At 51.1% G+C, this 11,583-nt stretch carries 13 protein-coding genes; 2 read left to right on the plus strand and 11 right to left on the minus strand.

Going from position 1 to position 11,583, the window contains the following annotated elements:
• From CPT76_RS10915 to CPT76_RS10940, 6 genes are all read right to left on the minus strand, one after another.
• The coding region (locus CPT76_RS10915) for an adenylyl-sulfate kinase (RefSeq protein ID WP_146116291.1) at nt 1-276 on the minus strand (276 nt) is incomplete at its 3' end.
• Between the two features lie 17 nt (nt 277-293).
• Entirely contained in the window at nt 294-1,298 is a 1,005-nt protein-coding gene (locus CPT76_RS10920; RefSeq protein ID WP_105442937.1) for a Gfo/Idh/MocA family protein, read from the minus strand.
• Entirely contained in the window at nt 1,295-2,713 is a 1,419-nt protein-coding gene (locus CPT76_RS10925) for a sulfatase family protein (RefSeq protein ID WP_105442938.1), read from the minus strand. Before CPT76_RS10925 ends, CPT76_RS10920 begins: the two co-directional genes overlap by 4 nt.
• Before the next feature lie 33 nt (nt 2,714-2,746).
• Nucleotides 2,747-3,340 carry a sugar phosphate isomerase/epimerase family protein gene (locus CPT76_RS10930; protein ID WP_258168295.1) on the minus strand — a complete coding sequence of 198 codons (594 nt, stop codon included), beginning with the start codon at nt 3,338-3,340 and terminating at the stop codon, nt 2,747-2,749.
• A gap of 267 nt (nt 3,341-3,607) precedes the next feature.
• A complete protein-coding gene (locus CPT76_RS10935) occupies nt 3,608-4,345 on the minus strand; it encodes an SDR family oxidoreductase (protein WP_105442939.1) in 738 nt (245 codons plus the stop codon).
• 118 nt (nt 4,346-4,463) lie between these two features.
• Nucleotides 4,464-5,183 (minus strand): MerR family DNA-binding transcriptional regulator, encoded by a 720-nt coding sequence (locus tag CPT76_RS10940; RefSeq protein ID WP_105442940.1) that lies wholly within the window; start codon nt 5,181-5,183, stop codon nt 4,464-4,466.
• A gap of 202 nt (nt 5,184-5,385) precedes the next feature.
• Between CPT76_RS10940 and CPT76_RS10945 the strand changes: the two genes are divergently transcribed.
• Nucleotides 5,386-6,462, plus strand: coding sequence for a GntR family transcriptional regulator (locus CPT76_RS10945; RefSeq protein WP_105442941.1), 1,077 nt, complete (start codon nt 5,386-5,388; stop codon nt 6,460-6,462).
• Between the two features lie 200 nt (nt 6,463-6,662).
• On the opposite strand, the gene CPT76_RS10950 is transcribed toward CPT76_RS10945, so the two are convergent.
• Together CPT76_RS10950 and CPT76_RS10955 are read right to left on the minus strand one after the other, a co-directional pair.
• Entirely contained in the window at nt 6,663-7,229 is a 567-nt protein-coding gene (locus tag CPT76_RS10950) for a dihydrofolate reductase family protein (protein WP_105442942.1), read from the minus strand.
• A gap of 139 nt (nt 7,230-7,368) precedes the next feature.
• The gene (locus tag CPT76_RS10955) at nt 7,369-8,055 is read right to left on the minus strand and encodes a ketopantoate reductase family protein (RefSeq protein ID WP_181152789.1); all 687 of its coding nucleotides are present in this window, start codon (nt 8,053-8,055) and stop codon (nt 7,369-7,371) included.
• A gap of 87 nt (nt 8,056-8,142) precedes the next feature.
• On the opposite strand from CPT76_RS10955, the gene CPT76_RS10960 reads away from it, so the two are divergent.
• A complete protein-coding gene (locus CPT76_RS10960) occupies nt 8,143-9,264 on the plus strand; it encodes an MFS transporter (protein WP_181152790.1) in 1,122 nt (373 codons plus the stop codon).
• Nucleotides 9,265-9,371: 107 nt separating this feature from the next.
• Here the strand turns inward: CPT76_RS10960 and CPT76_RS42030 are convergent, their stop codons facing one another.
• The 3 genes from CPT76_RS42030 to CPT76_RS37245 form a co-directional block, all read right to left on the minus strand.
• A complete protein-coding gene (locus CPT76_RS42030) occupies nt 9,372-9,905 on the minus strand; it encodes a glycoside hydrolase family protein (protein WP_181152791.1) in 534 nt (177 codons plus the stop codon).
• Nucleotides 9,890-11,251, minus strand: coding sequence for a beta-L-arabinofuranosidase domain-containing protein (locus tag CPT76_RS10970; RefSeq protein ID WP_181152792.1), 1,362 nt, complete (start codon nt 11,249-11,251; stop codon nt 9,890-9,892). The genes CPT76_RS42030 and CPT76_RS10970 overlap by 16 nt, the downstream gene beginning before the upstream one ends.
• Nucleotides 11,252-11,309: 58 nt before the next feature.
• Nucleotides 11,310-11,583: immunoglobulin-like domain-containing protein (locus tag CPT76_RS37245; protein ID WP_374954638.1), on the minus strand; the 274-nt coding region annotated here is incomplete at its 5' end.

An 11,583-nucleotide genomic window follows, 5' to 3' on the forward strand; every position in this document is an offset into this window, starting at 1 on the left:
ATATGGCGTGATGGCGGATACGAGCACATGGACTCCGTTACGGGCAAGGAGCTTAGAGACGTAGGCGATTCTTTTAATGTTCTCAAACCGCTCCTCACGGCTGAACCCAAGGCCTTTGCAAATCGTTTCCCGCAGCTCGTCGCCGTCCAACAGCTCAGCGCGGACTCCCTGCTGCAGCAGCTCATTCGCCACATAACGGGCCGTCGTCGTTTTGCCGGCGCCCGAAAGGCCGGTAAACCATAATACCGTTCCTTTCTCTTCTTGCCTTATATTCATCCTTAAGTACCTCCTGCTTATGGGCTGGTCGGCACATCTACGGGTATTCCGCCGGACTGATGCGATCGGATAGCCGCTTCGATGACTTCCTGTGCGGCGAGCGCATCCGAGCCGGAAGCCTCGATGTCTTCGGGGGAAGCTCCTCCCTTGATCTGTTCGATAAAGCGGTTGATCCGGTGCTTGAACGTGTCATCAAAACCCTGCATCCCGCCGAACAATGGATTGCGAAGCACTATAAGTTCATCCGATTGATGCGGATAATACGTCATGCTCTCATAGACGTTGTCGATGACGATCCGGCCTGTGGTGCCGGCCGCTTCACAGAACTCGATCGGGTGGCGCATGGAGGCGTCGTAACTGCCGGTTAGATGACCGACCGCTCCTGAAGCGAACTCCATGTTGACGGAAACGGTCGACCACGAATTCCGCCCCGGCGCTTTCGTCATGAATGCCTGCACCCGCTTCACGTCGCCGGCGAAATAGCGCATGACGTCGATGGAATGCGGATGCAGCGCACGCATGTGCAGCCACTCCGTATCCTCCTGCCGGTTCGAAATGGTAAGCCGCATGTTCATATACAGCATGGTACCGAGCTTCCCTTGTTCGATGAGCTCCTTAGCCTTGTACGCGGCAGGCGTAAATCGGTGATTCAGGTTGCAGGCAAGCCTTACGCCTTTTTCCCGGGCCAAGGCGACCATGCTGTGGGCCTCTTCGATCCGGTTCGATATTGGTTTCTCGACGAGCACGTCTTTTCCTGCTTCGATCGCGATAACGGCAGGCTCGAAATGATGGCTCCCTTTCTCGACTCCCGCCGTCGCCACGGCCACCATATCCACAGACTCTGCGGCGAGAAGTTCACGCAGATCCGTGTAGTAAGGAACACCATGCTCCAATCCAGCCGCTTCAGCGCGGTCCGGCATAAGGTCGCATACGGCGACAAGCTCCGTATCCGGGTGCTGCTTGTAAGCGCGGCAGTGAATCTTGCCAATATTATTCACACCGACGACAGCAACTCTGATCATCGGGATTCCGCCTTTTCCTTCGCCTGCAGCGAACGCGCCTTATTGATGGACCCGATGTGAAGGGATTCATACACTTCCTGTGACGAGGTGAATTTCTTGCCTGTTCCATGCCAATTCAGATTGGTATAGATCGGGTTGACTTTTTGGGTCTCCTGCTCTCTCCTGGCGATGTGATCCTCCATCCGTTTCGTAAGCAGCGCAACGACATCCGGCTCCTGCTCCGCGACATTATGATTTTCTTCGGGATCGAGAATGAGATTATACAGCTCCACCTCAGGCTTGAAATGGAAGTCCGGTTCAAGCGCCCGGATCAGCTTCCATTCCGGTGTGCGCCAGCCATGCTTGCGCATCCAAGTGCACTCGGTAATATAAAATTCGCTGATCCGGTTCCGCTCCTCGCCTACGATCGTTTTTCGCAGACTGCGCCCGTCGAACTTCGTCTCCACCGGAATTTCCAGGAGATCCAGAACCGTAGGCATCACGTCCGAAATGACCGTGACGTCGGATACCCGCTTACCGGCCGGCACGCGGCCAGGAAACTTGATGATGAGCGGGACGACCAGCGTGCAGTCGTACATCCCATGATGGTCGAAATAACAGTCGTGCTCATACAGCGTCTCACCATGATCGGCGGTGATGATCAAAAGCGTGTCATCCTCCAGGCCCATCGCGCTGATCTTGGCGAAGATGGTTTGAATGCAGGCATCCATGTAAGCGACAGCCCCGTCATACTGCGCAGTGACGTATTCCTGGTCGGTGACGCCTTCCGGAATCCAGGATTTCAAAAAATCGGCAAACGGTTTGAAAGCGTAGACCGGTTCCATGGAGCGGTTGCCGGGATCTTTTTCGTCACTGCCGTAAAACATCCGTTCATACGGCGAGGGCGGCAAATAAGGCGAATGCGGATCCATATGCCGCAAAAAGAGGAAAAACGGTTTGTTGTCCGCTGCCAGACGTTCCAGCTCCGGTACGGCCACTTCGTTCAAATTTTGTGCTTTCGGCGTTCGTCCTGTTTCATCGGGCAGCCAAGCCTCGTAATCCAGATACGTATTGAATCCGCGCGAGGACGGATTGCCGGTAAAACCGATACAAGTCGTGTTATAACCATGATCGCCCAGCGTTTCAGCCAGAGTCTGCACATGATCGCCTAATGGTCCTTCATGGCGGAGTGCCACGACGTCCGTTCCGAATACGTCCATTCCGGTCAGCATAGACGCGTAGGCCGGAGTGGTCGGAATGCTGGGACTGAAATGCTTCTCGAACAGGACGCCATCCTTCGCTACGCGGTCGATATATGGGGTCGTCAGCTTTTCGTAACCATAGGAGCTCATATGATCGCGCCGAAGGCTGTCGATGCCGAAAATAATGACGTTTGGCTTACGCTTAGGCTCATTCTTACGCTTACGGTTGCTCATGTCGATTGAGTTCACTCCTTACAAAATATGGATTTATCGCGCACCCAAGTTCTTGAGGATCGCGTTCAAGTAGCCGTATGATTCAGCCGCAACGATGGATACCTGCGCCAGCGAGTGCTCCGGTGAAGCGCCGATGACCTCTAACACGACCGGGCCGTCATACCCGCCGTCGACCATGGCTTTGCAGTACCCGTACAAATCGATGTCTCCTCTTCCGCACGCCTGCAGCTCGATTGGACCAGGACCTTGCTCCTTCCCCAGGCAGTCACGGATATGGATGTGTTTTACTCGATTTAACACGGCAGGAAGCGCCTCCTCGGCTTGCTCGCCGGCACGGTGAATATGGCTCGGGTCCATGTCAATGCCGAACGCCGGAGATGGAATAGCGTCCATGGCCCGCAGCGTTGTCGGCGTATTGTGGATCGCGTTGCCTACATGGGCTTTGACACACAGCGTTACGCCAAATGACGCTGCCTTCTCAGACATACTGGCCAGCTTATCGATCGATGCGGCGAGGTCTTCCTCGACATTCATCTTGCCCCCTGGACCGACGTTCACGATCGGGATTTTCATCTCGGCGGCCGCTTCGAACGCAGGAAGCAGTCGCTGCTCATCGAGCGATGCCACTTTGGGATTAGGTAATAGACAGCATGCAGCATATCAGCCGCTTCACAAAAATGTTATGCTCTATATTCCTTTGTGACAAGATAAAAAATGATTAAAGATAGAATGAACTAAAGAAATGTGTTTCATAGACCTCTATTTTGCCGTTAAAAAAGGAAAATAAATTCAAAACTTTAGTTCAATCTATATAGCCAAACAAGGAAAAAAGCTCCCGCAGCCGGAAGCTTTAATCGCCAAGTCCATCCGCTTGCGCGGATGACTCATCATTGTTCAGTTGAAACCACCGTTAACCCGAATGGTCTGACCCGTTATCCACCGTGCTTTGTCACTGACCAGCAGCTCGACCGCATTCGCAATGTCCTCCACTTCTCCAAGTCGACCGAAGGCGTTCATACGGCGGTAGGAATCGATCAGTTCCTCGGATTTTCCGTTCAAGAACAGATCAGTTGCTACTTGTCCCGGGGCAATGGTGTTAATCGTGATTCCTTTAGGGCCGAATTCTTTGGCCAATTGACGGGTTATCTGCTCTACGGCACCCTTGGTTGCCGCGTAAATACTGTAACCTGGGAGCATGGCTCCTGCAATCGAAGTTGAAAAATTGATGATCGTCCCGCCTTGCGCCATATGCAAGTTCGCTTGCTGGCAGGCGAAGAATGTTCCTTTCACGTTGATATCGAAATGCTGGTCGTACATGTCTTCCGTCACTTCAGCGATCGGTACTACCCCCATGATCCCGGCATTGTTGACCAGAATGTCCAGGCGTCCAAACCGCTCCAGCGTCTCCGTAAACAGCGCTTCGACTTCATTCAAACGGCCTACATTGGCGCGGATGGCAGCCGCTTCACCGCCGGCCTGCTCAATCGCCTGTACCACCTCAACCGCTTTTGCCTCATTGGAGGAGTAATTCACGACGACCTTCGCGCCGGCATCTGCCAATTGTAACGCAATTTGTCTCCCGATCCCTCTCGATGCTCCAGTAACGATGGCAACTTTTCCATTCAAACTCATATCCGTTTCTCTCCTTTAGAATGTATTGGCCGTGCCGTTTCTCCCGTGCCCGACCTTATGTACTCATTATAGGAAAAGGTGGTTGGGCATCGTTAGAACATACCTATTCAATTCTTGCCTATTTCTCTTCGAAGAAGAAGGAATGGAGCTCAATGTATCTCATCATTTCGGATATGCCGTTCATTTGGAGTTTCAATTGCTCATTCAGCTTTTGCAGAGCCACCTTGAAAGAGCGTTCAATCGCAGCGAGATCAGAAGTCTCTAAAGCGGCAAGCAGCTGCTTCATATTTTCAATAAAATAGACGGTTTTCCTTAGACTGCTCAGTACGATGATCTTCTTTAATTCTCCTGACGTAAAGACCCGATACCCGTTTTCCGGGTTCCTTTTGGAGCGAATAAGCCCCTCCTTTTCCCAATGCCGGATAGCGGAGGAGTTCACACCGGCGATCGCGGCCACTTCTCCGATTTTCATTTCTTCCGTTACATGTATATTTCTGTACTTGGAAAAATCGGTTTTCTGGATCAGGCCCATGATTTCTTCCACGCGTTGTTTCTCTACTTGAATATGGTATTGATGGAGATTGATTTTCCAGAGCGCCTGTTCAACATGCCCTTTTTTAAGCAAACTCATGACATCGTAACTGACCGGTATTTCAAATCCTTTGATTAAGGCACGTAAAGCAATGAAAGCTTGTACATGCAGCGGTGTGTAATATCTCCGATTACTGGCCGTGCGAGGTACATCCGGCACCAAATCGAGTTCTTCATATCTCCGCAAGGTAGTGGTGCTGACATGAAGTCTCGTGGCCATCTGCTTCGGTGTATAGTTTTTGTCCATGGACGGTCCTTTCCTTAAAGTAAATCCTTAAACTTATGTAACCATATTATAAGAATTACGGGCCGGACCTACAAGGAATGTTGGGATATCAGCATGCATGCGGTATCTGTAGCAACTTGTTTCAAGCCTTGCAGTGCAGAACCATATATTTTACCCCGATGTACGATATAATTAGGGATATGTCTATAAGAGGTGAACCTACATGAGCAAGAATGACTCAACATTGCCCAAGTACCAGTTAGTGAAGGATTATGTGCTTTTGCAAATAGAAAATAAAGAGCTTGGCACCCATGACCGAATCCCGAGCGAATCCGAGTTTTCCAAACTGCTTGACGTCAGCTCGATCACGGTGCGAAAGGCGCTGGCGGAGCTGGTCAATGAAGGGGTCATTTACCGCATTCGGGGAAAAGGGAGCTTTGTCGCCGATCCCGCTGTTTCTGTACATAAAACATCCAGTTACGTCACATTTATGATTTCCGGCAACGAAATGTATGACGCTTCGTATATGCAGATCATTAAAGGGATTCAGTCGTTCGTAAACCAGCAGGACTGCAGGCTCATCATTGAATTTGTGGAAAACGACGTGGAACAGGAACGTGAGGTCATTCAAAAGCTGATCCAATCCGAGAACCGGGGACTGCTTATTTATTCCGCGCATCCGGAGTTGGCTAAGGGATATCTGAACGAGATTCGCCGACAGTCGATTCCCTTTGTCATGCTTGATCGTATTCCTGCAGGTTATCCCGTCAATTGCATTACGTGCAACAACCACGACGGCGCATACGAAGCTGTGGAGTATTTGATTGCCCAAGGTCATCGGAAAATCGGATTTGCGGCTTATGATTTTCATTTGAGCACCGAGGTTGACCGGTTCAACGGGTACCGGAATGCCATGACACATGCCTCCCTTGCCCCGGCTGACGAACTGTTATACCTGGAGCGGGATTTGGACTATACGAAGCTATGCAGACAAATTCAACAAGGTGAGCTGACCGCACTCTTCTGCGTGAACGACCGGCGGGCGCTCGAGATGATCGGGCAGCTAACCCAACGGGGAATCAAAATTCCCGAGCAAGTATCCATCATGGGCTTCGACGACATCGAAAGCGCCAAATACGCCAAGGTATCGCTGAGCACCGTGAAGCAGAATTTTGAAGAACTTGGCTACGAGGGGGCAAAGCTTCTGTTCGAGAACAGCAGCAGTGAAACGCCCAACAGTTACAAAAAGATCTTGTTGTCCACTCAGCTTGTCATACGCGAATCGGTCAAAAAGCTGTAGCCTTGCCGCGGCCGACACCTAAAAAAAACAACAACCCGAATGCTTTATAGCAGGGTTGTTGTTTTTTTGTTTCATATAGGATGTACCTCATCAATTTAATCCGCTTGATCGATGTGCCTGCCGCGTTTGTGAAAATCAGCTGAAAAAGGCACGATTGGAACTCGGCCTGAAAAGGAAACTGCGGATTTTCTGCCTATTCATTAAAGATGTTCCATTTTATACTGTAATCCAACGACTCCGTTGGAATAGGTTTTGGTTTGTGTCAACTGCAGCGATTGCCGCTGTCCAGCCAAAGCGAATAATTGCTCGCCTTGTGAGGCAACGACCGGATGAACCAGCAGCCATAATTTGTCGTAAAGCCCATGCTCGATAAAGGTTTGCCACGTCTTCACGCCGCTTTCCACTGAAATCCGCTGTACGGCTTTCTTACGGGCTTGGAGTTCTTCAGCAAGGGAGTGCTCGTCTTTCACCAGCAGTAATTCCGAGTTTCTCCAGGTTAGTTCCACATCGGAATGCGATACCACCAGTTTAGGAATGTCGTTCATCTTTTTGGCAATGGCCTGCTCCAATGCATCGGATGAGTTCTCCGCCTGCTGCCAGTATTCGGCTAATGAGGCGTACGAGTTTCTGCCGACGATAATCGTGTCGATCGTCTGGTAATAGTCCAGATAATCTTTGAGAATTTCCTCGCTCAGCGTCATCCACAGATGCTCGTCCGACACAATGCCATCCAGCGAGACCTGCATGGTAAGAATGATTTCACCCATATCAATAACAACCTCCCATAAAAGCGTTGTAATTAAATGCATTATATCAGTGATCCCGGGAGCACGTTTCTCACCGATTGCTCATTCTCCCATTTGGTAAATTTATGGGGGGGCGGATTTGGGTTAACAGAATCGTTGCCTAGCGGCTCTCGGCTTTATTACTGCTAAAAAACTGTTTTTCGAGATCGTCAAACCGGGGAGTAGGCACGCCCGCCTTACGCTTCCAATCGGCGAACGCTTCGAAGAAGGCGGCGATTTCCTCGAAAGATCCGTCCACCAATCGGGCTACCGGCACGCTGTGGTAAATTTTCAGCGCCAGGCTGGCCGTCCGTTTATGGTTGCGAAAAAATGCCGCTTGACCAGAAGGCGTAATCGTATATCCCAAGGCTTCAAGCACACTGAAGCCTTCATCGATCGCCGCAATGATCTGGGTACGTGTATCTTTATCCCTGGCTATTTCTTGCAGCCTTCCGCCTTTGGCAAACAAGGCAGCATTCATCGCCAAAATTGGAACGATGTGGCTCTTTAGCCAAGCGTCCATATCCTCGTGAAACACCAGCTTGTATTTGGTGCTTTCGAATGCTTTTTCCAGCAATGACCGAAAAGAAACCGACCCGTCAATCCCGCCCAGTACCATTTGCCCGCCTGCGCGGATGCAGACGATGCGTCCGTTTTCCCTCCGGCCTGCGCTAAGCTGAAAACCAAAGGCGACCTGTTTATCGGTCCGGCTCATTTGCTGCAATTCATGCTGCGTCTTGCTGGAATCCGCATTATTTCCTACCAGAACGATATGACGGCTCTGATTCGCAGCCAGTATAGGCAGCACGGATGGAAAATCCGGATAAAATTATTCCATGAAACGGGTCAATCGACTCCATTGCTGCTGCTGGCACTTTTCAATGAGCTTCCCCTCTTGTTCTTGGGCGGCTGGATCGGCATCGCCGCTGACCGTTGGAAGCGCAAAACGGCCATTATTGCCGGAGATACAGGCCAGGCGGTCTGTACTCTGCTGCTCGTGATCTGCCTCATGAATATCCATTCTACGCTGTGGCCGGTCTATGGCATTGCTGCCGTGCAAGGATTGTTTGTGGCGCTGCAGAGCACGGCAACCTCTGCCATGATCCCGCTTATGGTGAGGGATGAAGAGCTGGATCGCATGAATGCCATGAAAGAACTGCTCTTTCCGCTTGCAGGGGTGATCGCCCCTTCGTTAACTGGTTTACTCTACGAACCGTATGGAATTAGCATCATCTTGGCGGCGGATCTGCTCACCTTCCTGGTAGGAACCGGCGTGGTCGCTTTTCTCCCGCTGCCTGAAATAAAGCACGAAGAGAGACCGCTCGAGGAAGTTCGCATATGGAACGATGCCTTCCAAGGTTTCCGATTTTTGTGGAAAAACAAACCGCTTCTCTATCTGCTTCTGTATTTTGGATGGTGGAATTTTATTCTCAACGGGCCGCTTGAGCTGGCGATCCCTTTTTTCCTGCAGCGTACGGGGAGCAGCGACGCCTTGACCTTGCTGTTGGGAGCAATGAATGCCGGTGCTTTGGCCGGTGCAGCTGCTGCTGTATGGTGGGGACATTTTCGGTATAAAATCAGGTTCATCTTCATCGGCTCAATCCTCACCTCCTTGATGTTTGTTCTGCTCGGAACGAGCACTCATGTCATCATGCTGGGAGCCGCCGTATTTCTGCTTATGCTTCCACTCGCGATGACAGGGGCTTTGTTTTACTCCATTTTGCAGCTTAAAACGCCTCTTTCCCTTCAAGGACGAGTATTTGCCGCATATGGCCAGTTATGTGCCGTCACGGCGCCCATGTCCTTCCTTATTACGGGGCCGCTGGCCGATCAATGGCTCGAAAGGCTCCTCACTAGGGCGAAGCTGTCCCCTTGGCTTGCCTGGATCATCGGTTCAGAAAATGGGACCTGGATTGGGTTCATTTTCGTCGTAAGCGGTATTCTACTGCTACTCGGGGCGATGTGGACGCTATCTTCCCGCCAGGTTCGCCGTTTGGATTCAGACATCGACCTATAGGATAGAAAATTTAACGCCGCCGGTATATTACCGGCGGCGTTAAGGTTTTAATCTGATCCGATTAATCAGATTATAATTCCCATTGTGACTTGCCGTACTTTGTTTTATCACCGATCCATGGTTGAATCTTCGGCCAAGAAGTAAACGTGATAGCTCTCCTTCTGGACAACTGCCAGCGGAATAAACGTTACGTCGTCCTTTATATAGCGGAATTGGAGCCCTTGCGGTCCGGTTTCCTTGACGAATTGGCTGTCCAGATCTCCTTCCTGAAGCGGAAGCCGCAGGTATTCTTTCGAGTCCGATACCGCAGCCAAAATATAAGGCCCGTAAGCAAGCGATACGCATTCTTTCCGGTCAGGAGCCGATTCAAGCCGAATCCGGCAGTCGAGCCTCAATTGAATCTCATCGCCGTCCTTCCAATCCCGATCCAGGGACCAATAACCGTCTGGCCCTGGCATGTAATCGACCTGGCGGCCGTTGATCTCCACGATGCCGCCTTCCGGGCTCCAGTGAGGTCGGCGGATTTTCAAAATAAACCTGCCTTCACCCTGTAACCGCAGTGTAATCTCCCCTGGTTCATGCTTTTGCGCAGAAAGTGCAATGGTTATCCCCTTCTCCTCCCAATTCAAGATGGAAGACACAAAGAGATTGACGAACAGCGACTGCTCATTGTAAAAATGATCGCTTCAGGATACTTAAAATGATTTTCCAAGCCGGTGCCATGGCAGCAGGTGTTGCTTGTCGAATCGAATGACTTTCTGCCTCCTGGCCCTAGCGGCATGAAGTACGTGCTTCCTCCCGTTGGTTTGCTGTCGCCCGAAGCCAGGATATGATTAAACATCGTCCGTTCGTAATAATCCATATATTTCGCCGCAGGTTCATAACCGAACAATTCCTTTGTCAGCTTTAACATATTATAGGAGGCGCAGGTTTCAGCGGTTTTATCGCTGAGGTATTCCCCGATCTTGCCTGCCTGCCGAAACATTTCGCCTTCACCCGTTCCTCCGATCGAATAGATGTGGGCGTTCGTCACCGCATGCCAAAAGAAATGGGCGATCTCATAATATTTCTTCTCGCCGGTAGCCCGGAAAATGTTCAGGGCACCGATAACCTGCGGTATATGCTGATTGGCGTGAAGCCCGCCGAGCGCATCAATGCGCTCCTGCATTGGAACGAACAGCCGGTCGTTGTCAAACCATTTAGCCGCCGCCAGATGGCTTGATTTACGCGTCAATTGGTACAGCTCTGCAAGCGAATCGTTCATGCCGCCGAACTCGCCGGCGATGTACATGCTCCACATCGTTTTCAGCACTTGGTTGGGCAGCCTGCCTAATCGGTGATATACCCAGTCGCCGAGACGGTCGGCGATCCCGAGTGCGGTGTCGCTGCCCAGATGACGGTGCACGTCAAGTAATCCGGCGAGGATTTTATGCAGCGTATAATAAGGTGCCCAAATTTCCGGATATCTCGTAAATGATTCCAAGCGGTCAAATTGCTCCTCGGAGTAACCACTCAGGAATCCCTCATGATAACCGGGTTGTGTTGAAAAAGCCTGCTGGCATTCCTCTAACGAGGCGATCATATAGTCCGCCTTTTTCTTGATGTCTTCATCCCCTGTTGCGGCATAGCCGAGTGCCAGGGCGGACAGATAATGCCCTGTCGTATGTCCTCTGAGCAAACAATCCGGCGAATCCCAGCCGAGCATTTCCGGGGCACCCTTCGTATCCAATCCGGCAGCAGCCCGGAAATTATACAGCATCTGATCGTCATTGACGGATTTCAGAAATGCCAGGCTTCGGTTTTGGGCTGCCTGAAAGGCTGTGTCGCCGCCAAGCCGGACTGTGCTTGGAGAAAAGCTTTTTACAGTCGGAAGCGGATCCATCTTTTCCTGCTCCACTTTGGCTTGAACCAAAATTTCCGCAGTGACCGGAATTTCCGTATCCTTGAGAAAGCCTCGTGCGGCTGCAGGTCCGGTTTCTTGAAACAAGCGTTCTTCCCCGCTTTCCCAAGCCACAGCATGGGTTATGACCTCATGCTCCTCGGTTTCAACCACCGCGACGGAAGGCAAATAAACCTTTTTTACCGAGTTCAGCTCTCGGGGATATGGGATAAATCCGGGAAACTTTGATGTTATTTTCTTCTTCCAAAATGGTCACGTGATACACTTGTTCCTTTACGCTTTCTCCATAGCGGAACGTCGCAATCAGCGGAACGGTCCGTGTGCCGAGACCGTATTTTGGACGGAACACCTTGCCGTCATCCTTGATGAACCGGCTGTCCCCCGACTGCCAAGAGATCTGCGATCCGTACTTTCCTTCC

The sequence above is a fragment of the Paenibacillus sp. AR247 genome, from assembly GCF_002968895.1.
GTDB classification, from domain to species: domain Bacteria; phylum Bacillota; class Bacilli; order Paenibacillales; family Paenibacillaceae; genus Paenibacillus_AQ; species Paenibacillus_AQ favisporus.